Origin of the sequence: Brucella sp. BE17, from assembly GCF_039545455.1 — a bacterium.
Lineage (GTDB): Bacteria > Pseudomonadota > Alphaproteobacteria > Rhizobiales > Rhizobiaceae > Brucella.
In genome coordinates this window covers 2,285,110-2,305,941 of the sequence record NZ_CP154467.1, presented here as the reverse complement: position 1 = coordinate 2,305,941, position 20,832 = coordinate 2,285,110, and the positions used below count along the sequence as shown (strand labels likewise).

The following is a 20,832-nucleotide window of genomic DNA, read 5'->3' as shown; positions in this document are numbered from 1 at the left end:
CTCCGGCAGAGGCCGATTTATTTGAAGCGATAGGTGATACGACCCTTGGTCAGATCGTAAGGGGTCATTTCGACCAGAACCTTGTCGCCAGCCAGAACGCGGATACGGTTCTTGCGCATACGGCCAGCCGTATGGGCAATGATTTCATGTTCGTTTTCGAGCTTCACGCGGAACATGGCATTGGGCAGCAATTCCGTAACAACACCGGGAAACTCGAGGACTTCTTCTTTCGCCATGCGATACCTGTTTCTTTCTTGAATTATTGGCCCACCACCGGGCCGCAACTTTGAATTTGGGCGGAACCTATATGATTAGACGGCATTTGTGAATAACGGAATTCCACCATCTCATAGGGTACCAAAACGCCTGACAATCTGCTGTCGCAAACGCTCGCGCACATCACGATACGCATTCATGATCTGCTCGCGACTACCAGTCACAAGTGTGGGGTCCGGTGTCGGCCAATATTCCACATCAACCGAAAAGCCGCGCATACGCTCCAGAACCGTGTGATGCGCAAGCGGCGTCAGGGTTACGATAAGGTCGAAATAGCCGTCAGCCAGTTCTTCTATACCCCGGGGCTGGCGATTGTCGAGCGACAGTCCTTCTTCGATCAGAACAGCATCGACAAAGGGATCGCGCTCGCCGCGTTTCACTCCGGCAGAGGCGACGTATATATTAGGGCGCAGCAACTTTCTTGCAAGAAGCTCAGCGATGGGCGAGCGGATCGCGTTCATACCGCAAACGAAGAGGATCGAGGATGGCAAGCGCGTGGACGCCTCATCTTTCAGGCTCACATCAAGAGGATTGGCGGCGATTGCGATCATGCGCATCAACCCCGCCAGTGCAACACGCAGACCAGCGTGAATAGCCGCCGCGCGGTGCTGAAATCGACATCGATTTTGCCTTGAAGCCGCGCCTGCAAGGTCTGCGAGCCTTCATTGTGCAGCCCGCGCCGTCCCATGTCGATGGCTTCGATCTTGCTCGGCATTGCCGAGCGGATCGCCTCGTAATAGCTTTCGCAGATCAGAAAATAATCGCGCACGACGCGGCGCATCGGCGTGAGAGACAAGATATGCGTAGCCACCTCCTCACCGTTCTCGCGGCTTATGGAAAAAATCAGCCGCTTTTCGAGCAACGAGAGCTTCAGCTTGTAAGGGCCGCCGACAGCGTCACCGACAGGATGAAAGGCGTTCTCCTCGACCAGATCGAAAATAGCCACCGCACGCTCATGCTCGACATCGGGCGTAGACCGGCCGATGGTTTCATCGAGCTCGACATCGACAAGACGGGCATTGGGAGCGCCAGCACTCATGATCCCTCATAGATTAAGGCGAATGGCCACCGAATTGGCGTGCGCATCAAGTCCTTCGGCGCGCGCGATTTCAATCGCCGCCGGACCCAGCGCCCGCAACTGATCGGGCCCGAGTTTCAAAAGCGAGGTGCGCTTCATATAATCAAGCACCGAAAGCCCCGATGAAAACCGCGCCGAACGCGCCGTCGGTAAAACGTGATTGCAGCCGCCGACATAATCACCGATCACTTCAGGCGTATAGGCCCCGATGAATACCGAACCGGCATTACGGATTTTTGGCAAAAGCGCCTCCGGGTCGGCTGTGGCAATTTCAAGATGCTCTGCGGCAATGCGGTTGGCAAGCGGGATAGCGGCCTCAAAATCATCGACCAGAATGACGGCACCGAAATCGCGCCAGCTCGCGCGCGCGGTCTCGACACGCGGCAAGGTTTTCAGCTGGCGTTCGACTGCGCCCTCGACCGATTTTGCAAAAGTCTCGTCATCCGTCATCAGGATCGACTGCGCAGCGGTGTCGTGTTCTGCCTGCGCCAGAATATCGGCAGCGAGCCAGTCGGGATTGTTGTCCTTGTCGGCAATGACCAGCACTTCCGAGGGGCCTGCAATCATATCGATACCGACGGTGCCGAAAACAATGCGCTTGGCGGCCGCCACATAGGCATTGCCGGGACCGACGATTTTTGCAACAGGCGCAATCGTCTCCGTGCCATAGGCAAGAGCAGCAATGGCTTGCGCACCGCCAACCCGGTAAATCTCCGACACACCGGCCAGACGCGCTGCCACCAGCACCAGCGGATTGAGAATGCCGTCCGGGGATGGCACCACCATAACGATACGCTCGACGCCCGCGACCTTGGCGGGAACCGCATTCATCAGCACGGAACTTGGATAGCTCGCCGTTCCGCCCGGAACATAAAGACCAACCGCCTCGATCGCCGTCCAACGCGAGCCAAGCTCGACGCCCAGCGCATCTGTATAACGATCATCCTTCGGCAATTGCCGCGCGTGATGCTTTTCAATGCGCTCATGCGCCAGTTTCAGTGCCTCGATGGTGGAGGCCGGAGCGGCTTCGAAAGCTGCGTCGATTTCATCGCTCGTTACGGCAATGCCGGTCTTTTCCAGATCGATACGGTCGAAATGGCGCGAGTAATCGATCAGCGCGGCATCGCCTTCGTGGCGCACGCGCTCGACGATTTCACGCGCGGTGCGGTCCACATCCGCAGAAGCCTCGCGCTTGCCCGAAAGAAAAGCCACGAACTGGCGTTCGAAGTCGGGATCGTTTTGTCTGAGCGTCGTGACCACGCTTTATTCCTTCAAATGCTGATTAACTTGGACCGTGTGCAAGCCGTCCTGTCAGACGCCGTGACGCGGCAGGGATTCGGTTTCCCATGCCGCTCCCAGATCACTCAGTTGCGCTTCAATACATTCCACCGCAAGACGGATAGCTGCATTTGCGGAAAATGTCAGTTCTATTGTGCCAGCAGGCGTTTCGCCGGGCGCGAAACGGATTGCCAGCAGCGACAGAACATCGTCGGGCTTCGTACGGTCAACACCAGCAAGCTGCGCCGACAGCACGCGGTTGAAATGCAGGGCCGTGCGGCGGCGCTGATATTGCGGTTTGCGAAACAGTTTTGGCCGCGCCTCTTCCCATGCAAAACGGTTGGCGGTCAGAACAAACCGCTGTTCCTTCGCCAGATATTGCAGGTCGGATATTTTGAGAACCGCGTCCTGAAGATGGGTAGACAACACCTGCAAATCTTCTTCATCCAGCGCCGCAAGCTTCAACATTTCCATATCCGGCATCGTTTCCCGCTATTTTCAGATGACATCGTGCCAAGTTTTACATGCCGACACAAAAAAATCGACAGGCTTTTCAATCTGTTGCTGTTCGTGTTTTGAAAAAGCCAAAACACGCGTTCCGGCTTTAGAGCGCCGTGCGTCCATCCTGCCGCACGAAGGTCGCTCTAACTTATTGAATCTACGTATCGTACTATCCTAAAATTCCGCTTTCCGGACAGTACGATGCGCTAGACAATCAACCGCTGATGCGCTCCACATTAGCGCCGCAGCGCGAAAGCTTTTCTTCCAGACGCTCGAAACCGCGATCGAGGTGATAGACGCGGTTGACCGTGGTTTCGCCTTCAGCAGCAAGACCGGCAATGACCAGCGATACGGAAGCACGCAGATCGGTCGCCATGACCTGCGCACCCTTAAGGCGTTCGACGCCCTCAACCGTGGCCGTCTGGCCGGAAAGCGAGATTTTTGCACCCAGTCGCGCCAGTTCCTGCACATGCATGAAACGGTTTTCAAAAATCGTCTCGGTAATATGCGAGGTGCCTTCTGCCATGGTCATAAGGCCCATGAACTGCGCCTGAAGATCCGTTGGGAAGCCGGGGAAAGGATCGGTGGTGACATCGACCGGATGAATGCCGTGGCCGTTGCGCACCACGCGGATACCGCTATTGGTTTCAGTGATCTCAGCACCCGCCTGACGCAATGTGTCGAGTGCCGAAGAAAGCAGGCTGCCTTCTGCGCCTTCCAGCAATACGTCGCCACCGGTCATGGCAACCGCCATGGCATAGGTGCCGGTTTCAATACGGTCCGGGATAACGCGCACACGCGCACCCGACAGGCTTGTGACGCCCTCAATGTGGATCGTGCTGGTGCCTGCACCCGAAATCTTTGCGCCCATAGCATTGAGGCAGTCGGCGAGATTGACGACCTCCGGCTCGCGCGCCGCGTTCTCAATGACCGTTTCGCCCCTGGCAAGCGCTGCGGCCATCAGCATGACATGGGTGGCGCCGACCGAAACTTTCGGGAATGTATAATGCGCACCGACGAGCCCGCCTTTGGGCGCACGCGCCTTGGCATATCCGTTTTCGATATCAATCTTGGCACCCAGCGCCTGGAGGCATTCGAGCAAGAGATCAACCGGGCGTGTGCCGATGGCACAGCCACCCGGCAGCGACACATTGGCCTCGCCCATGCGCGCCAGAAGCGGGCCGATCACCCAGAAGCTCGCACGCATTTTTGAAACCAGCTCATAGGGCGCTGTGGTGTCGACAATGGTGCGCGCAGTGAAATGTATGGTGCGCGAATAGGCACCATTCTGGTGCTCGCGGCGGCCATTGACTGAATAGTCGACGCCATGATTGCCCAAAATGCGGATCAATTGTTCGACATCGGCCAGATGCGGCACGTTTTCGAGCGTCAGCGTATCGTCGGTGAGAAGCGAGGCGATCATCAGTGGCAACGCGGCATTTTTGGCCCCGGAGATGGGAATGACGCCATTGAGCTTGTTGCCGCCAATGATTTTGATGCGATCCATGCTGTTTCACCTTCCAAGCCGGCGCGTGGCGTCCGGTAATCAATTGGAGCCGTCGCCAGTTGCCTTCGAGGCGCGGCGGCAATGTCTGATAAAATAGAGCGTCTCGCGGCAAGACTACGTTTGATTGCGAATCGCTTTCTGACGGTAATCTTTGCCGGGAACAGGAACGCGCTTTTACCTTAGGCGCGCATGATCTTCAAGAAAGGGTTTTTGCGTCATTAAAGCGCCGTGCATCCATCGGGGCGCACAAAGGTCGTGTCTCAATATTTTATCTACGCATCATACATTCCAAAAATCTTAACCGATTTTGGGGCCGATTCTGTTGTCCTATATGTCGCCCTGGTCTTTTTCTTCGCTGGCAGCGGAAATACCATCGTTGCGCAGATCAGCCTCGCCTGCACGGCGCGAACGCGCCTGCTCCTTACGGCGCATCAGATTGGTGCGCAACTGCTCTGCCAGCCGCTTTTTGTGGCGGTCCGCCTGATCCTGCTTTTCCGGATTTACTGTCTTGTCGCTCATGGCCTTGTTTACACCGTTAGAAAGCGACGTGAAATGCCCATTTTTAACGATTTCCACATTCTGCAAAAAGAATTTCGCATGGTCGCTTGCGATTTGCCGAATGATGTGGCAGAAGTCCGCCGCACTCAAGAGATTGCTGCGGTAGCTCAGTGGTAGAGCACTCCATTGGTAATGGAGAGGTCGGGAGTTCAAACCTCCCTCGCAGCACCAGTAAATTCCTTTTATTCAAGCTATATTTGAAGGCGTTGCATCAGTTGCATAATTAAATGCAGATCGATATGTCGTGAATCACGCGGCAAGCAGCGATGTGAAAAAGGAATTATCGTCGGCCAAGCTTGCCGACGCATCACTTACGAAACTAAAGCGTGCTACATTTTATCGTATCAGGTAGAAATCCGGCATCACACGTTATTGTCATGGACATCTGACTGCAATTCATAAAGCGGGGCCAGCATTTGTGCCTCAAAACCTTGCGGCAGGAAATCCATTGTCACCTTGCCCGCGCCCAGCAAACCCATCCTGATGAGCTTGGTACCAAAACCTTTGCGGCTCGGTTTGGAGACTTCAGGGCCGCCCTCTTCCTTCCAGTGCAAGAAAAGATTGTCAGTATTTTCATCCGTCACAATAGACGCTTCGATATGAACGCGACCCTTGTCGTTGGAAAGCGCGCCATATTTTATGGCATTCGTCATCAGTTCGTGAATGAGCAGAGAAGTAGAAGCTGCTCCCTTAGAGCCGATCGCAATATCGGGTATTTCAGTGTCAACCCTGCCCTCAACGCCGAGTGCCGAAACGATACCGCCAATGATCTGCGCCAGCGCACCCTGGGAGGTCCTGCCAAGCCTGAGCACGTCATGCGCATTGCTGAGCGCTGAAAGGCGCTTGGCGAAAATGTCGAGCTTCTCGCTGTCGACATCGTGAAACGTCTGGTTGGCAATGGCGTTGACTACGCTAAAGGTGTTCTTGATCCGATGCGCCAGTTCAGCATTGAAGACGGCGGCGTTCTTTTCCGCCTGAACCTTGGCCGTCGCCTCGATGACCGTATCCATCATGCCGCCGACGCTGCCGTCTTCCAAACGGATCGGACTATAGCAGAAGGTGAAATAGCATTGTTCAGGATAGCCATAGCGCTCGATAAGCAACGGAAAATCTTCGATGAACGTCGCCTCACCCCGATAGGCTTTTTCGGCAATCGGCGCGATTTCGTCCCAGGCTTCAGACCAGATTTCGTTAAAGGGACGCCCCATGCAGTTCTTCTTGGCGCCGAGAATCGGGCGAAACGCATCATTGAAAAGCGTGATATATTGCGGGCCCCAGACAACCGCCTTCGGAAAATGCGACGCCAACATCATCTGCACAACCGTGCGCAACGACGCCGGCCATGTATCTGGCGTTCCCAAAGGATTTTCGGACCAGTCAATTTTTTTGATCTCCGCAGCCGAACAGCCATCGGCATGCAGGAATTTAAACCGAGCACCCATCCCAACTAACTCCAATCTACACTAGACAGCACAGGGAATAGAAAGGATTTAGCTGCTAATTTAGTAGCAAATATAGCTGAGAAATTTTTGATTTAAAATAGGAAATCGAAAGCTGGCAGCAGGCGGCCCCGATGCTGTGGCAATGCCGGGCACAAAAAAACCGCTGCGGGCTTGTCGCCCGGATCGTCTGCCATTACTCAATGCTCCGATACGAAGCGGCCACTTTTAGAAATCAGGAGAATTCATCTATGCTGTGGACCTTATTCGGCATTCTTTCGGGTGCCTGCATCGCGCTTCAGGCACCCATTAATGCGGCGCTTTCGCGCGGCCTTGGCTCTCCTGTTACCGCCGCCGCCATTTCCTTTCTGGCGGGCGCTATCATTCTGGCACTGGTCGCAGCGATTACAACAAAAGCCACCGGCACCATACCCAATTTCCATATACCGCCGGCATGGCTGTTTGTGGCCGGCGGCGCGCTTGGATGCATCTATGTGACAACGTCGATCATACTGACACCCCATATTGGCGCCGCCGCCGTCATGGGCCTTGCTGTTACAGGGCAACTACTGGCTGGGCTCGCCGTTGATCGTATAGGTTTCATGGGTATGGCGGCACGTGAAATCACTGCAGGGCGTATTGGTGGCGCAGTTCTGCTCCTCACTGGCGCATTGATGATCCGCTTTCTTTAAAAAACCGCGCTGTCGGAGTGCATCCCTGAAAGGGTGAACCAATTTCAGGAGGCGCGGCACTAAAATGCACAGCGCGGCTTTATAGGCTAACCCTTGAACGTATAATCGGCAATCGATTGCGGTTTCATTTCAATGGAAAAGCCCGGCAGTGACGGCGGCATGTAGGCCGCATTCTTGATCACGCAAGGGTCGAGAAAATGCTCGTGCAAATGATCGACATATTCGATTACCCGGCCATCGAGTGTACCGGAAACCGCGACATAATCGATCATTGAGAGATGCTGCACATATTCGCACAAGCCAACACCGCCCGCGTGCGGCCAGACAGGCTTATTATACTTTGCGGCAATCAGAAGCACCGCCAGCACTTCATTCAAGCCGCCCATGCGGCAACTATCGATCTGTACGATATCGATGGCACCTTCAGCGATGAACTGCTTGAACATGATGCGGTTCTGGCACATTTCACCGGTTGCCACCTTCACATCGCCAATGGCTTCGCGGATCTTGCGATGACCTGCAACATCATCCGGGCTGGTCGGCTCCTCAATGAAGAACGGCTTTGAGAAGGCAAGCCTGTTGACCCATTCGATAGCCTGATCGACTTCCCAGACCTGATTGGCATCGATCATCAGATAACGATCCGGGCCGATCACCTCACGAGCGATAGTAAGCCGCCGAATATCGTCTTCCAGATCGCGGCCAACCTTCATCTTGACGTGGTCAAAACCCTGATCGATCGCCTCCTGACAGAGACGGCGCAGTTTGTCGTCATCATAGCCAAGCCAGCCTGCCGAGGTCGTATAGCAAGGGTACCCCTTGGCTTCGAGATTTGCGATTCGCTCCGCCTTGCCGCTTTCGGCCTTGCGCAGGATTTCGACTGCTTCGTCGCGGGTCAGCACATCGGTTAGATATCGGTAATCGACGATATCGGCGATTTCCTCGGGCGAAAGCTCGGATACAAGTCGCCACACCGGCTTGCCGGACTGTTTGGCGAGCAGGTCCCAGAACGCGTTGACCACGGCTCCGGTTGCCAGATGCATCGCACCCTTGTCCGGCCCGATCCAACGCAACTGGCTATCACTGGTCAAATCGCGCCAGAACTTTCCCGGTGCTGCACGAACCTCGTCGAGGTCAGTGCCAACCACCAGATGGCGCATGGCAAGAATGGCTTGGCAACAGATATCATTGCCGCGACCGATGGTAAAAGTCAGACCATGGCCTTTCATCGCTTCGTCATCCGTATCGAGAATGACATAAGCAGCGGAATAATCAGGGTCCGGGTTCATCGCATCCGAACCGTCCAGACTTTGCGACGTCGGAAAGCGCAGATCGAAGACGCGCAGATCAGTGATTTTTGTCATGATTTGTCTGCCATCAGCTATCAGCGCGCACGTTTTGCTTCTGTGTACCCAGACCTTCGATACCGAGTTCGACGACATCGCCAGCCGTAAGGTAACGCGGCGGCTTCATGCCCATGCCGACACCCGGGGGCGTGCCGGTGGAGATAATGTCGCCGGGTTGCAGCGACATGAACTGCGAAAGATAGGACACCAGATGACGCACGCCATAGACCATGGTCTTGGACGAGCCGTCCTGCATGGTTTCGCCGTTGACCTTAAGCCACATAGCAAGGTTCTGCGGATCGGTAATCTCGTCCTTGGTCACCAGCCAAGGGCCGGTGGGGCCAAACGTGTCGCAGGATTTGCCCTTGGTCCACTGACCGGCGCGCTCGGTCTGGAAGGCGCGTTCCGACACATCATGCACGGTGCAATAGCCGGCAACATAATCGAGCGCATCTTCTTCCGAGACGTATTTCGCGGTCTTACCGATCACGATGCCAAGCTCGACTTCCCAGTCGGTCTTTTCCGATCCGCGCGGGATAAGAAGATCATCATTGGGGCCGACAATGGCCGAAGTGGCTTTCATGAAAATAACTGGCTCTGGTGGCACAGTCATGCCGGATTCTGCTGCGTGATCGGCATAGTTGAGACCGATGCAGATAAACTTTCCGGTACCGGCAACGCAAGGGCCAAGGCGCGGATTTCCTTCGACTTTGGGCAGCGCATTCACATCGAGTGCACCAAGCTTTGCCAGCGCATCGGGGTTGAGGGTTGCACCCGACAAATCGGAAACATGGGCTGATAGATCGCGGATCGTACCATCAGCATCGAGAAGGCCCGGCTTTTCCTGTCCGGTTGCGCCATAGCGAAGAAATTTCATGGGGTTACTCCTTTGGGGGCATTAAGCGGGTGGAGACAGGGCTAGATGCTCCAGCCGCCATCAATGTTATAGGCCTGACCTGTCGTATAGGTGGCACCGGCGAGATAGACGGCGAGATCGGCAATTTCTTCCGGCTGACCGATACGGCCAATCGGTTGACGCGCAATGAAAGCGGCGCGTTGTTCCTCGTAATCGCCCTGTGCCCGCAGGCGGTCCCGCAAGGACGGGCTTTCCACCGTGCCGGGGCAGATGGCGTTGCAGCGGATGCCCTTGGCCACGTAGTCAGCGGCGACAGACTTGGTCAATCCGATGACGGCAGCCTTGGTCACGCCATAGGCAAAGCGGTTTGGAACACCCTTCACGCTCGACGCTACTGAAGCCATATTGACGATAGAGCCGTCTCCCCGCTCCAGCATACCCGGCAACACGGCGCGAATGGTGCGGATCATCGCCTTGACATTGAGATTGACAGCAAAATCGAGATCTTCTTCCGCCATGTCGAGGATAGAACCGCCATGGACGACCCCGGCACAGTTGAACAGAATATCGACCTCACCAATCTCGGCGATCGTTGCCTTCACTTCCGTCTCGTCAAGCACATTGAGCTTGCGCGTGATAATGCCCGAAACGCCTTCGATCTCTTCGAGTGCAGCCTCGTTGATGTCGGTTGCATAAACTGTGGCTCCGGCCTCGGCAAAAGCCAAGGCGCTGGCCCTGCCGATGCCTTGGGCGGCCGCTGTAACCAGTGCTACTTTGCCATCAAATCGTATTGTCATGTTATGCCTTCCGTTCGACAAGCAGAATGTGGTCGCAAGCCAGCACCACTTCATCCCGCTGATTAAGCACTTCGCAACGCTCGGTCACACGGCCCATATTTGCGCGCTTTGGGTCGTTTTCTTTTGCGCTGATCGTTACACGCGTGCGGATCGTATCGCCAATATGCACCGGACGCACGAAACGAAGTCGGTCATAGCCATAGGAAAATGCAACCGGATTAATCAGTGTCGCAGTCAGTCCGACGCCGATGGCAAAGACCATCGTGCCATGCGCGATACGTTGGCCACCGGGTAGGGTTTTTGCAAATTCTGCATCCATATGGTGCGGAAAGAAATCGCCGGTGTGGCCTGCATGAACCACGAAATCCGTCTCTGTGATGGTGCGGCCAGAGGTTAAGCGCTCATGGCCCAAAGCGTAGTCTTCAAAATAGATCGTCTGCTCGCTCATCATCAAAACTCCGGCTTTGCGGCAAGCGGCGTGGCCGGCAAGCTGCTCGACTGATAGGCGGCTTCGACCAGAGCCATGGTGTGCCAGGCATCCTCGACCGAGCCGGTCAGTTCTGCATCCTCGCAGCAAGCAAAACGTTGCAATTGCGCCATACGATTGAGGAAGGCATCCGGGAACCACGCACCTTCAAGCGGCACCTGCACCCAGTCGTCCTGATTCTTGGCTTTGATCCAGAGCTCATCCGGCTCGCCATGCGGATAGTCGAGATTGACGCCAAGCTTGACATAGGCCGCACCTTTTGTGCCACAGATACGAAACTCGCAGGCCTGAAATTTGCGCCCGAAGCCATGGTCGTGATTGATCGACAGCGCACAACGCACGCGGTCGCCATAATCGAGGATCGCCGCCGTGCGGGTTTGCGCGACATCGTGATTGGGATGGCCAAGCGTTTTGGCATGTACGCCTTGCGGATTGCCAAGCAGACCGCGCACGAAATCGAGATAATGGATCGAATGCATGGTGAGTTCGATGCGCGGCAGGCCTTTGAGGAAAGCCCATAAGTGCCAAGGTGTATCAAGTGCCAGCCAAGCGTCAAAGTCCACCACTTCGCCGAGCAGGCCCTTGTCGACGGCATCGTAAAGAGCCAGCATCATCGGCGCGAAACGAAGCTGGAAATTGACCGCAGCTTTCAGCTTGCGCTCACGGCAGATTTTCAGAATTTGTGTTGCCGCATCAAGATCGGCACCCATCGGCTTCTGGATCAGAACGGCAGCCCCGTGCGGCAATTGCGAGAGAATAGAAGCATGGGCTGACGGCGGCGTTGCCAGATCGAAAATCGCGCCTTCGACTGCCAGCGCCTCATCTATATTAGAAAATGCTTTAATTCCGAATGGCTCAGCGAGTTGCTTCGCCTTGTCCCAGTTTGGGTCGAAAATACCCGCCACCCGAAAACCGCCCTTTTTATAGGCCGGCAGATGCGCGTCGCTGACAATGGAGCCTGCACCGAAAATGACGATTGGTCTGGGCTGTGCCGGTTTGGGCCACCATTGCCGCAGGCTCTTGGGATCGAAAGCTTTAGTCATGGTGAAAGACCTCCTCCATCATTGCCCACCACTCGCCGTCTTTTCGCGTGTCGAGCGGCTTCTGGCACGGCATGCAGACCGACCACCATTGCTGGTTTTTGGGATTATCCGCCATCTTCTTCATGTCGGCGTCAAAATCCGCGCCGACATACTCCCATGTCGCAAACAACAAGTTTTCCGGCTCTTTCAAAAAGATCGTGTAATTGGTGATGTTGCATTCAGAAATGAGCGCCAGAATTTCCGGCCACACGCTCGCATGCAGCTTTTTATATTCCGCCACTTTCTCCGGGTGCAGCCCGATCAACATGCCCATTCTTTGGGGATTTAGGCGGGGATTTAGGTGCTGCATGTCATTCTCCCTAGACAGCAAGACTCTTGCCGCTTGCGCTATCGAAAAGATGCGCCTGCGACAGATCAAAATGCATGGCGACTTTTTCGCCCGGATTAAGTTGACGCGGGTTCAACATACGCGCCACCCATTCCTTGCCTGCAAATTCAGCAAAGACCAGCGTTTCATTGCCGAGCGGCTCGGTGATGGAAACCGTCAAATCCTGTTCATGCGATGTGCCTGCATCACCCGAAGACAATCCATGACCGCTCGGAAACAGATCATCCGGACGAAGACCAAATGTGACCTTGGCGCCATCGCTGACTTTATCCTTGAACTGTGCCGGCACCGGAAGGCGGTCGCCATTATCGAAAACCAGTTCAGCCCCTTCGACGCTCGCTTGAGCCATATTCATCGGCGGCGAGCCGATAAAACCCGCAACGAACTGCGTAGCGGGACGCTTGAACACTTCATCGGGCGTTCCGACCTGCTCGATGTATCCGTCGCGCATAATGACGATGCGGTCGGCAAGCGTCATGGCCTCAACCTGATCATGCGTCACATAAACCACTGTCGATTGCACCTTGGCATGCAATTTCTTGATCTCGGTGCGCATCTGCGTTCTGAGTTTTGCATCGAGATTGGATAGCGGTTCGTCGAACAAGAACACTTCCGGGTTGCGAACGATGGCGCGGCCCATGGCCACGCGCTGACGCTGGCCACCGGAAAGCTGCGCCGGACGGCGCTCCATCAGCGCTTCGAGGCCAAGAATGCTCGATGCCTCATTGACGCGACGGTCGATTTCGGCTTGCGGCTGTTTAGCGATCTTGAGCGAAAAGCCCATATTCTCACGCACCGACATATGCGGATAAAGTGCATAGGACTGGAACACCATTGAGATGTTGCGGTCACGCGGTGGCAGATCGTTGACGTGCTTGCCGCCGATTTCCAGTGCGCCATCGGAGATCGATTCAAGCCCTGCAATCATGCGTAAGGTCGTTGATTTTCCGCAGCCGGACGGGCCGACAAGCGCGACAAACTCCTTGTCGGCGATTTCCAGATTGATGCCATGCACCACTTCAATAGTGCCGTAGCGCTTGACGAGATTTTTGATGGAAAGCTGTGCCATTCTATTAACCTTTAACCGCGCCGAATGTCAGACCAGCCACAAGATGTTTCTGGACGATGAATGTGAGGGTCAGCGCCGGGATAATCATCACCACGGCAAGCGCGCACATGCCGCGCCAGTCGATGGTGAATTCTGCGGTGTAATCGAGAAGTCCGACAGGAAGGGTTTTTGAATTGACGGAACGGGTGAGCTGGGAAGCCAGCGCATATTCGTTCCATGAGGTCAGGAATGCAAAAATGCCTGCGGTAGCGATGCCGGGACCAGCCAACGGAAATTCCACCTGCCAGAAAGCTTGCCAGCGTGTGCAGCCGTCGATTTGGGCTGCTTCCGCGAGATCCTTTGGTACCTGACGGAAGAAACCGTCGATCAGCCATATGGTGAAGGGGACGTTCAACGCCACATAGGTGATGATCAGGCCGAAATGCGTATCAATAATGCCGATACGCGAATAAAGCATAAAAAGCGGCAGGGACAGCGCAATACCCGGCACCGCACGCGTCAGCATGAGGCCCAGAAATGTTGCCGACTTGCCCCAGAAACGAAAGCGGGCAAAGGCATAGCCGCCCGAGACGCCAATGATCAGTGCAATGATGGTCGATGTCACCGAAATGATCAGCGAGTTGCGGAAATAATCCCAAACCGGAATGCCGCCGCCGCCTGCGCCTGAAAACATCGCGCTATAGGCATCGAGTGTAATCTCACGTGGTATCCAGACCGGCGGTTTGGCCATGATTTCGACCGGCGGGCGTAGCGATGAGAGCACGATCCATATCCCCGGCAAGCAGATCACCGCCATAGCGAGGAACAGGCCGACGAGATAGGCCGCTTTTTTCAACCGGCGGATAAGACGGTACTGATTGTTGGACAGCGTCGTTGACATGATTACCACTCCGCTCCGATCTGCGCGCGAGCGCTCGCAAGCTTGCGGAAGAACATGACCGTGAAGATGATCGACAGCAATATCGCTACATAGGCCATGGCGTTGGCCATCCCCATCTGCGCATCCGAATAAGCAGTGCGCCCGACCAGCGTCCAGATGAGTTCGGTGCGCCGCGCCGGACCGCCATCGGTCATGATTTTCACAATATCATAAGCACGCGCCACATCGAGCGAACGAATGGTCATGGCAATGAAAGCAAAGGGCATCAGATAAGGCCAGATGACATAGCGGAACGTCTGCCACGGTGTGCAGCCGTCAACACGCGCCGCCTCGACTGGGTCCTGCGGCATAGACAAAAGCCCGCCCAAGATAAGGATTGCAAAAACTGACGTCGACATCCAGACTTCGGCCATCAAAATGGCGAATAGCGCAAGATTGCCGTCGATCAGCCATGGAATGGCGCTGTTGGAAAGCCCTAGCGATTGCAGCGCATTGTTGACGAGGCCAATATTGTCATTGAACATGAACTTGAATTGAAAACCGACCAGCACCGGCGAGAACATCATAGGAAACATCATCAGCGTGCGCAGAACTCGCTGACCACGTGTCGCCTTGTTGACGAGCATGGCAAGGCCAAGCCCCAGCAGCATTTCCAAGTTCAGCGCGATAGTGAGAAAGACCACTGTGCGGATGAAGGCCGCCCAAAACACCCAGTCGGTGAGGATGCGCTCATAATTGCGCAGGCCGATAAACCGGAACAGGCTGTCGGGACGCGTCAGGCGAAAGGGCGTAAAGCTTGAATAAAGCGAAAGCGCAAGCGGAAACAACACCACGGCCGCCAGAATAATGAAGGCCGGAAGCAAGAGCAGCACCGGCGGGGGGATTCGTCTGAACATTGTTTTTCCGAAACAGTGAAGCAGCCGGAAAATCCGGCAAAACGGCCCGCCGCTCATGATACGGCGGCGGACCATAGATTATACGGTGATCAGAGTTCGCCAGCGTCTTCCAAAATCTGCACAGCCTTTTCGGCGGCAGCGTCAAGCGCCTGCTTCGAGGTTTTGTCGCCGAGGATCGCGGCCTGCAATTCAGGATAGACGGCGTTGGAAATCTCGATCCAGGATGGTGTCTGCGGTACTGGGAAAGCGGTCTTTGCCGTTTCCTGGAACACAGAAAGCACTTCCTTTTTATATGGATCGGAATCGGCTTGCTCGATCACGTAATCCCAGACCGCAGCGCGGGTCGGGAGTGTGCCTGCTGCCGATTCGTGCTTCTGCGATGCCTCGTTGGTCAAAAACCAGACAAGCGATGCAGCCGCTTCCTTGGTTGCACACGATTCAGTCACCGAGAAACCGTGATGACCCGACCAGCCGGTGCGTTTGCCTGCCGACCCTTCAGGGGCTACGACCACGCCGACATTGCCCACAATCTTGGAGGATTTCGGATCGTTGAAATAGCTCGCCCAGCCCGGCCAATCCAGATTGAGCGCGATTGTGCCCGAGGCAAAGCCCGCACCCAGCTCATCCCAGAGATAGTTGGTGGTGCCAGCGGGAACAGCCTTGGACTTGTAGAGATTGACGAACCAGTCGAGTGCGCGAACGCCTGCTTCCGAATTGAAAGCAGGGTTGCCGTCCTTGTCGAGATATTCGCCGCCTTCAGCCACCAGCATTTCATAGAAACGGCCATTGATGGCCTCTTCCTTGCCTGCAAACTGTGTGCCGTAGAAATTCGGCGGATCAGCAAAGAAGACGGCCTGTTCAGAGACTTCTTTCCAGGTTTTCGGCGGCACCAGATCATAGCCGTATTCTTCCTTGAACGTCGCCTTTCTGGCATCATCCTCATAGAGGCTTTTCTGGTAATAAAGTGCTGAGACATCGTATTGCGCACGCGGCAGCATGATCAGCTTGTCGTCGAGCGTCGAGGCCGCAATGACCGATGGCACGAAACCGTCAATTTCTTCCTTCGGCAGCAGGCCGTTCAGATCGACATAGAGATCGGTATATTGCGGCGCAAAGGACGAATGGTTGGAGCCAACACACCAGTTAATCGAGCGTGAGGCGATGTCCGACTTGATTTCCTTATCAAGCTCAAAATGATTCTTCTTGGACAGGATATTGACCTTGGCACCTGTCGCCTTCTCCCATTCGCCGATGCGCGAATAGAGCGCCTCATATTGCTGGCCGCCGATCAGCTTGGCGTTGATCGTCACCCCATCGAATTTGCCGGGAAGCTCTGCAGCTCCGGCGTGGAGCGCTCCCGTCGACAGCAGGGCAGATCCTGCCAGTACGGACGTCATGAAATATCGCATGCTTTCCTCCTCACATACGGACAACTCCCTTGCCCGCACCCAATTGTAAATTTTATATTCATATGCAAACATAGTATTCATTGCGGGTCAAGCAGCATTCGTATCCTTATCGCTTCCGCTCGCATCGTTGTTCGTATATGAAAAACCGCATTCATGAGGACAAAGCGTTGGAAACAGATGACCGCTATCGCGCCCCCGCACTCGACAAGGGACTGGACATTCTCGAACTGCTGGCGAGCGTCGACGGTGGTCTGACGCAGGCCGAGATTGCCAAGCACCTCGACCGCAGTCCCAATGAGTTCTACCGTATGCTCGACCGGCTGGTGCGGCGCGGCTATGTCACGAGACTGGATGGCGACCGCTATTCGCTCACACTCAAGCTGTTCGGCCTTGCGCATCTCCACGCACCGGTGCGTCGCCTTGCCTCTTTTGCGACACCCTACATGCGCGCGCTCGCAGACCGTTCGCGACAGGCCAACCAGCTTTCCGTCTTTGACCGCGGTTCGGTTGTCGTCATCGCGCAACAGGAAGCGCCCGATTACTGGGGCATTTCCATCCGAGTCGGCTCGCATATCAGCCTGTTCGACACCGGCTCGGGCCACGTGCTTCTGGCATTCCGCTCCACTGAGGAGCGCAAGATGATGATCGCCGAGTATGTTAAGGATAGTGATGCCGTCGAACTGGACGATAGCTTTTACGAACGGCTCGACCAGATCAGGGAACGTGGTTATGAAATGATGCCGAGCGCGCAGGTGGCTGGCGTCTATAACCTATCTGCGCCTATACTGGGGCCGGACGGCACCTGCATCGCTGCCCTCACTTGCCCCTATGTGACGTTAGTCAATTCAGCCTCTGCGCCCGACATCACCCAAACCATCAACTTGCTTCTCAAAACCGTTTCAGACCTGTCACGGCTGGTTGGATCGGACGTCGGCGCAAACGAATAGCCGGCAAACAAACCGGCATACTTTAACCCTACCTCCTTGTTTTTTACCATTTTTGTGAACGTTCAAATTCTCGTTTGAAAACTCTCTTTATTTTTGAAAGGATGCGCGAGAGAATAAGAGGGGGCCTATTTTCATGATTTTCGACACGCATCTACACCTTATCGACAAAAGCGCACTCAGCTATCCGTGGCTTGCCAATACACCGGCACTTAACCGAGACTTTCTTTTTTCGACTTATCGCCGTCAGGCCGAGCGCTGCGGCATTCGCGCAGCACTTCATATGGAAGTGGATGTTGCACCCGATGCCATTCAATCCGAAACAGACCACATTCAAAGCCTAGCCGACCGGTCCGATGGGTTTATCAAAGGCGCGATTGTGTCCTGCCGGCCCGAAGAACCGGGCTTTGCGGACTATCTGGAGAGGCAGCTCGCCAATCCTTTTGTGAGAGGCTTTCGCCGTGTGCTGCATGTTGTACCTGACGAGTTGTCAGAGCAGCCACTGTTTCGGCAAAACATCCAGTTGCTGGAGGGGACGGAACTCACCTTCGACCTCTGCACCCTTCCGCATCAGATCGACAAGGCCGTAGCGCTTGCCGATCTCGCACCGGACGCGCAATTCGTACTCGATCATTGCGGCGTGCCGGACCTCAAATCGGGCGCTCTGGAAAGCTGGCAGAAGGGTATTTCGGAGATAGCACAACGCGATAATGTCATTGCCAAGATTTCTGGCATTGTGGCCTATGCCGAGCCTGAAAGCTGGACGGTGGAAACACTGCAGCCCTATGCCGAACACGTCATAGCGTCTTTCGGCTGGGAGCGTGTCGTGTGGGGCAGCGATTGGCCGGTCTGCACGCTTGCGAGTTCTGTTGATGCCGGGCTTTCGACTTGGGTGGCAGCAACGCATGCGCTGCTCAAGGGGTGCAGCGAGGACGAAAAGGCGTTGCTTCTTTGCGAAAACGCCCTGCGTCTTTGGAAGTTATAAAAGAAGGCTGGCGGTCCCCCGCCAGCCTTCCGCCCCGCCCAAATGTGATCTCATCAGAAACTTTCGCGAAACAATCTGTTCAGATCGGCGATCACCCGCTCCGCCGGTTCATGTGTCTGCAAGCCCTTGTTGAGACGTTCGGATGCCGCTTCCTGAAATGGCATATAGCCGTCATGACGCGGACGTACCCATGCGCCTTCAAGCGTTGCGCGCGTGTCACGATAAAAGCCCGATGCGGCGGCGTTGACAGCCGCGTCTTCCCATGCCGCCGCATGACCCGGCTGTCCATTGGAAGCGGCATAAAGGCCCTTCTGCACCGTGCCACTCGCCACCCAATAGGCAAAATCAATCGCCGCTTGCGCGTGTTTGCCGAAGGCTGAAACGGCAATGCCGGTGCCGCCGAGCGCCGAACCATCCACGCCTGCGCTGCCGTGCGGAATATCGGCAAAACGAATGAGCCTCTCACGGAACTCCGGCATGGAATAATTCACATAGCCATAGACCAGGGGCACACAGGCGATGGCGGAACCCGGTTTAGCCATAGCTTCAAAGGCAGCAATCGGGTCCATGTCGAAACATGCAGGGTCGATCAGCGCCGCAATTTCGAGCAATTGTCCGAAAACCCTGATCCCGGCGTCAAGGCCAATGAATTCGCCCCCAGTGACGCAGGGCGTTTCGCTATTGGCAGCTAGCGTGAAAAAGCTCATCAGCGAATGCGGCGGGCGTAGCGGCAACAGCACCTTTCCCGCACGCGCAAGACACAGCACTTCGTCCCATGACATGGCAGGCACATCAATGAGATCAGGCCGCCATGCCTGCACCTGCGTTGCCGCATCGAGCGGAAAAGCCCATTGCCGACCCTGCCAGTTGTAGCTGGGAAAGGACTGCCCAACCGAACCATTGGCCAGCGCTTGCAATTCAGCCTCACGCCCCTCCACATCGAGCGGAAGCAGGCAATTTTCCTTGGTAATCTGCCCGACATGAGGATGATCAATGACGATGAGATCGAAGTTTTTCGCCAGTTCCTCAACCGGAAAAGCCTCGAAATCCTGCAATGAACGCTTTTCCCATATGATGTCGACGCCCGTATCCTCAAACCATTGTTTTGAGCAGGCGACCATCGGATCATAACCGCGCGGATGGCTCCAGGTCATTCCTTTCAGGGAGCCTTTCAGGGGTCCTTTCAGGCGAATGCTGCTCATAGACCAAACTCCTCGCGAATTTCCTTGCTGTTTTCCCCAATGCGCGGCGCAGCACGCGCGACTTTCGAGCGGAGACCGTTGATGCGCAGTGGCGAACGCGTGGTGGTGATGGACACATCGTCCTCACGCGTCACCGTTTGCAGCATGTCGAGAACGGAAAAACCTTCGCTTGAAAGAAGTTCTTTCCAGTTGAGAACGCGCGAGCACCAGATATCGGCGGGTTCCAGAATGGCGAGCCATTCATCCACCGTCTTCTCGGCAATGCGCGCAGCGATAAGACGCTTGATTGCGTCGCGCTTGGTAAACCAGCTTGACGGATCGTCGGCAAAGGGCGCAAGTGTTGCGGCTTGCAGAAGTGCTGCCAGTTTCGGGATGGGCGTCATGGCAATGGCAAGATAACCGTCTGCAGCCTGATAGACACCGTAAGGGGCGGCGAGATAGGCATGCGCACTGCGAAAGTCGGAGCGTTTTGGCAGGCGTCGACCATCATTGAGATGCGTGGTCAGCACCTCGAACTGAAAATCGACCAGCGCTTCGAGAAGGCTGGTTTCAACATGCGAACCTTTGCCGGAAATGCCGCGCCGCACCAATGCCGCCAGAATGCCCTGGGCTACGGCAGCCCCGGCCAGCATATCGGCGACCGCTAAGCCGAACGGCACCGGGCCCTGTCCTTCATCGCCATTGAGCCACATCAGACCCGAGCGCGCCTGCGCAAGCAAATCCTGACCGGGACGTTTGACCCACGGACCTTCCTCGCCATAGCCGCTGATCGATGCATAGACGAGACGTGGATTGATCGCCTTCGCCTCTTCGTAATCGAGCCCAAGCCGTTCGATCACACCGGGGCGGAAATTCTGGATCAGCACATCGGCCTTGGTAATGAGCGTTTTGAGTGAGGCCAGATCATCCGGGTTTTTGAGGTCGAGCGCCAGGCTTTCCTTGCCACGATTGATAGCATGGAAAATGGTCGAATCGCCGCCAATCTCGGTATCGCTCAGATAAAGCCTGCGCGAAAGATCACCGCCATCAGGCCGCTCGATCTTGATGACACGCGCACCCAGATCCATCAGACGCAGCGAACAATAAGGCCCCGACAGAAACTGGCTCATATCCACGACGACAAGACCGCTTAAGGGCAATTCACTTTCCGGCATCAGGAATGCCTCCTCACAAAATTTCTTATCTGAATATAATCTTCACA

General features: G+C 55.5%; 23 protein-coding genes and 1 tRNA gene. 4 read left to right on the top strand and 20 right to left on the bottom strand.

Annotation, left to right across the window (positions count from 1 at the left end):
- Nucleotides 1-17 precede the first annotated feature (17 nt).
- The 7 genes from infA to AAIB41_RS11125 all read right to left on the bottom strand — a co-directional run bounded on the left by infA (nt 18) and on the right by AAIB41_RS11125 (nt 5,159).
- Entirely contained in the window at nt 18-236 is a 219-nt protein-coding gene (gene infA / locus AAIB41_RS11155) for a translation initiation factor IF-1 (protein ID WP_002965531.1), read from the bottom strand.
- A 111-nt stretch (nt 237-347) separates the two neighbouring features.
- Nucleotides 348-827: a low molecular weight phosphatase family protein gene (locus tag AAIB41_RS11150; protein ID WP_343314749.1), complete on the bottom strand. Its 480-nt coding sequence runs from the start codon at nt 825-827 to the stop codon at nt 348-350.
- Between the two features lie 5 nt (nt 828-832).
- Complete coding sequence (locus AAIB41_RS11145) at nt 833-1,315, bottom strand: UPF0262 family protein (protein WP_343313436.1); 483 nt, start codon at nt 1,313-1,315, stop codon at nt 833-835.
- 6 nt (nt 1,316-1,321) lie between these two features.
- The gene (hisD, locus tag AAIB41_RS11140; RefSeq protein WP_343313435.1) at nt 1,322-2,614 is read right to left on the bottom strand and encodes a histidinol dehydrogenase; all 1,293 of its coding nucleotides are present in this window, start codon (nt 2,612-2,614) and stop codon (nt 1,322-1,324) included.
- 51 nt (nt 2,615-2,665) lie between these two features.
- Nucleotides 2,666-3,106, bottom strand: coding sequence for a DUF2948 family protein (locus AAIB41_RS11135; RefSeq protein WP_343313434.1), 441 nt, complete (start codon nt 3,104-3,106; stop codon nt 2,666-2,668).
- A 241-nt stretch (nt 3,107-3,347) separates the two neighbouring features.
- Complete coding sequence (gene murA, locus AAIB41_RS11130; RefSeq protein ID WP_343313433.1) at nt 3,348-4,640, bottom strand: UDP-N-acetylglucosamine 1-carboxyvinyltransferase; 1,293 nt, start codon at nt 4,638-4,640, stop codon at nt 3,348-3,350.
- Nucleotides 4,641-4,967: 327 nt separating this feature from the next.
- Nucleotides 4,968-5,159: a hypothetical protein gene (locus AAIB41_RS11125; RefSeq protein ID WP_343313432.1), complete on the bottom strand. Its 192-nt coding sequence runs from the start codon at nt 5,157-5,159 to the stop codon at nt 4,968-4,970.
- A 135-nt stretch (nt 5,160-5,294) separates the two neighbouring features.
- Between AAIB41_RS11125 and AAIB41_RS11120 the strand changes: the two genes are divergently transcribed.
- Nucleotides 5,295-5,369 (top strand) — tRNA-Thr (locus tag AAIB41_RS11120).
- Between the two features lie 191 nt (nt 5,370-5,560).
- Here the strand turns inward: AAIB41_RS11120 and AAIB41_RS11115 are convergent.
- Nucleotides 5,561-6,640 carry an HWE histidine kinase domain-containing protein gene (locus AAIB41_RS11115; protein WP_343313431.1) on the bottom strand — a complete coding sequence of 360 codons (1,080 nt, stop codon included), beginning with the start codon at nt 6,638-6,640 and terminating at the stop codon, nt 5,561-5,563.
- Nucleotides 6,641-6,888: 248 nt separating this feature from the next.
- Here AAIB41_RS11115 and AAIB41_RS11110 point away from each other — a divergent pair, with 248 nt between their 5' ends.
- On the top strand, nt 6,889-7,329 hold the full coding sequence (locus tag AAIB41_RS11110; RefSeq protein ID WP_343313430.1) for a DMT family transporter: 441 nt from the start codon (nt 6,889-6,891) through the stop codon (nt 7,327-7,329).
- 86 nt (nt 7,330-7,415) lie between these two features.
- On the opposite strand, the gene AAIB41_RS11105 is transcribed toward AAIB41_RS11110, so the two are convergent.
- The 10 genes from AAIB41_RS11105 to AAIB41_RS11060 all read right to left on the bottom strand — a co-directional run bounded on the left by AAIB41_RS11105 (nt 7,416) and on the right by AAIB41_RS11060 (nt 16,500).
- Entirely contained in the window at nt 7,416-8,693 is a 1,278-nt protein-coding gene (locus AAIB41_RS11105; RefSeq protein WP_343313429.1) for an L-fuconate dehydratase, read from the bottom strand.
- Nucleotides 8,694-8,706: 13 nt separating this feature from the next.
- Nucleotides 8,707-9,552, bottom strand: a complete 846-nt coding sequence (locus AAIB41_RS11100) for a fumarylacetoacetate hydrolase family protein (protein WP_343313428.1) — start codon at nt 9,550-9,552, stop codon at nt 8,707-8,709.
- Between the two features lie 41 nt (nt 9,553-9,593).
- Nucleotides 9,594-10,328 (bottom strand): SDR family oxidoreductase, encoded by a 735-nt coding sequence (locus tag AAIB41_RS11095; protein WP_343313427.1) that lies wholly within the window; start codon nt 10,326-10,328, stop codon nt 9,594-9,596.
- Between the two features lies 1 nt (nt 10,329).
- Nucleotides 10,330-10,776, bottom strand: coding sequence for a MaoC/PaaZ C-terminal domain-containing protein (locus AAIB41_RS11090; protein ID WP_343314748.1), 447 nt, complete (start codon nt 10,774-10,776; stop codon nt 10,330-10,332).
- Between the two features lie 2 nt (nt 10,777-10,778).
- Nucleotides 10,779-11,858, bottom strand: a complete 1,080-nt coding sequence (locus tag AAIB41_RS11085; protein WP_343313426.1) for a Gfo/Idh/MocA family oxidoreductase — start codon at nt 11,856-11,858, stop codon at nt 10,779-10,781.
- Nucleotides 11,851-12,207 (bottom strand): L-rhamnose mutarotase, encoded by a 357-nt coding sequence (locus AAIB41_RS11080; RefSeq protein WP_343313425.1) that lies wholly within the window; start codon nt 12,205-12,207, stop codon nt 11,851-11,853. Before AAIB41_RS11080 ends, AAIB41_RS11085 begins: the two co-directional genes overlap by 8 nt.
- A gap of 10 nt (nt 12,208-12,217) precedes the next feature.
- Nucleotides 12,218-13,315, bottom strand: coding sequence for a sn-glycerol-3-phosphate ABC transporter ATP-binding protein UgpC (ugpC, locus tag AAIB41_RS11075; RefSeq protein WP_343313424.1), 1,098 nt, complete (start codon nt 13,313-13,315; stop codon nt 12,218-12,220).
- Nucleotides 13,316-13,319: 4 nt separating this feature from the next.
- Nucleotides 13,320-14,195: a carbohydrate ABC transporter permease gene (locus tag AAIB41_RS11070; RefSeq protein ID WP_343313423.1), complete on the bottom strand. Its 876-nt coding sequence runs from the start codon at nt 14,193-14,195 to the stop codon at nt 13,320-13,322.
- Nucleotides 14,196-14,197: 2 nt separating this feature from the next.
- Nucleotides 14,198-15,091: a sugar ABC transporter permease gene (locus tag AAIB41_RS11065; RefSeq protein WP_343313422.1), complete on the bottom strand. Its 894-nt coding sequence runs from the start codon at nt 15,089-15,091 to the stop codon at nt 14,198-14,200.
- A gap of 89 nt (nt 15,092-15,180) precedes the next feature.
- Nucleotides 15,181-16,500 (bottom strand): sugar ABC transporter substrate-binding protein, encoded by a 1,320-nt coding sequence (locus tag AAIB41_RS11060; protein ID WP_343313421.1) that lies wholly within the window; start codon nt 16,498-16,500, stop codon nt 15,181-15,183.
- A 167-nt stretch (nt 16,501-16,667) separates the two neighbouring features.
- On the opposite strand from AAIB41_RS11060, the gene AAIB41_RS11055 reads away from it, so the two are divergent.
- Nucleotides 16,668-17,447 carry an IclR family transcriptional regulator gene (locus AAIB41_RS11055; protein WP_343313420.1) on the top strand — a complete coding sequence of 260 codons (780 nt, stop codon included), beginning with the start codon at nt 16,668-16,670 and terminating at the stop codon, nt 17,445-17,447.
- A 133-nt stretch (nt 17,448-17,580) separates the two neighbouring features.
- On the top strand, nt 17,581-18,429 hold the full coding sequence (locus AAIB41_RS11050; protein WP_343313419.1) for an amidohydrolase: 849 nt from the start codon (nt 17,581-17,583) through the stop codon (nt 18,427-18,429).
- Between the two features lie 53 nt (nt 18,430-18,482).
- On the opposite strand, the gene AAIB41_RS11045 is transcribed toward AAIB41_RS11050, so the two are convergent.
- Nucleotides 18,483-19,631, bottom strand: coding sequence for an extracellular solute-binding protein (locus tag AAIB41_RS11045; protein WP_343313418.1), 1,149 nt, complete (start codon nt 19,629-19,631; stop codon nt 18,483-18,485).
- On the bottom strand, nt 19,628-20,788 hold the full coding sequence (locus AAIB41_RS11040) for a CaiB/BaiF CoA-transferase family protein (RefSeq protein WP_343314747.1): 1,161 nt from the start codon (nt 20,786-20,788) through the stop codon (nt 19,628-19,630). The genes AAIB41_RS11045 and AAIB41_RS11040 overlap by 4 nt, the downstream gene beginning before the upstream one ends.
- Between the last annotated feature and the right edge of the window lie 44 nt (nt 20,789-20,832).

Bases quoted from the DNA above. Each gene is read 5' to 3' on its own strand.
- infA (WP_002965531.1), bottom strand. From the start codon at position 236: ATGGCGAAAGAAGAAGTCCTCGAGTTTCCCGGTGTTGTTACGGAATTG.
- AAIB41_RS11110 (WP_343313430.1), top strand. From the start codon at position 6,889: ATGCTGTGGACCTTATTCGGCATTCTTTCGGGTGCCTGCATCGCGCTT.
- AAIB41_RS11115 (WP_343313431.1), bottom strand. From the start codon at position 6,640: ATGGGTGCTCGGTTTAAATTCCTGCATGCCGATGGCTGTTCGGCTGCG.
- AAIB41_RS11060 (WP_343313421.1), bottom strand. From the start codon at position 16,500: ATGCGATATTTCATGACGTCCGTACTGGCAGGATCTGCCCTGCTGTCG.
- AAIB41_RS11045 (WP_343313418.1), bottom strand. From the start codon at position 19,631: ATGAGCAGCATTCGCCTGAAAGGACCCCTGAAAGGCTCCCTGAAAGGA.
- murA (WP_343313433.1), bottom strand. From the start codon at position 4,640: ATGGATCGCATCAAAATCATTGGCGGCAACAAGCTCAATGGCGTCATT.
- AAIB41_RS11150 (WP_343314749.1), bottom strand. From the start codon at position 827: ATGATCGCAATCGCCGCCAATCCTCTTGATGTGAGCCTGAAAGATGAG.
- AAIB41_RS11145 (WP_343313436.1), bottom strand. From the start codon at position 1,315: ATGAGTGCTGGCGCTCCCAATGCCCGTCTTGTCGATGTCGAGCTCGAT.
- AAIB41_RS11090 (WP_343314748.1), bottom strand. From the start codon at position 10,776: ATGAGCGAGCAGACGATCTATTTTGAAGACTACGCTTTGGGCCATGAG.
- ugpC (WP_343313424.1), bottom strand. From the start codon at position 13,315: ATGGCACAGCTTTCCATCAAAAATCTCGTCAAGCGCTACGGCACTATT.
- AAIB41_RS11135 (WP_343313434.1), bottom strand. From the start codon at position 3,106: ATGGAAATGTTGAAGCTTGCGGCGCTGGATGAAGAAGATTTGCAGGTG.
- AAIB41_RS11085 (WP_343313426.1), bottom strand. From the start codon at position 11,858: ATGACTAAAGCTTTCGATCCCAAGAGCCTGCGGCAATGGTGGCCCAAA.
- AAIB41_RS11050 (WP_343313419.1), top strand. From the start codon at position 17,581: ATGATTTTCGACACGCATCTACACCTTATCGACAAAAGCGCACTCAGC.
- AAIB41_RS11095 (WP_343313427.1), bottom strand. From the start codon at position 10,328: ATGACAATACGATTTGATGGCAAAGTAGCACTGGTTACAGCGGCCGCC.
- AAIB41_RS11105 (WP_343313429.1), bottom strand. From the start codon at position 8,693: ATGACAAAAATCACTGATCTGCGCGTCTTCGATCTGCGCTTTCCGACG.
- AAIB41_RS11080 (WP_343313425.1), bottom strand. From the start codon at position 12,207: ATGCAGCACCTAAATCCCCGCCTAAATCCCCAAAGAATGGGCATGTTG.
- AAIB41_RS11125 (WP_343313432.1), bottom strand. From the start codon at position 5,159: ATGAGCGACAAGACAGTAAATCCGGAAAAGCAGGATCAGGCGGACCGC.
- AAIB41_RS11100 (WP_343313428.1), bottom strand. From the start codon at position 9,552: ATGAAATTTCTTCGCTATGGCGCAACCGGACAGGAAAAGCCGGGCCTT.
- AAIB41_RS11065 (WP_343313422.1), bottom strand. From the start codon at position 15,091: ATGTTCAGACGAATCCCCCCGCCGGTGCTGCTCTTGCTTCCGGCCTTC.
- AAIB41_RS11070 (WP_343313423.1), bottom strand. From the start codon at position 14,195: ATGTCAACGACGCTGTCCAACAATCAGTACCGTCTTATCCGCCGGTTG.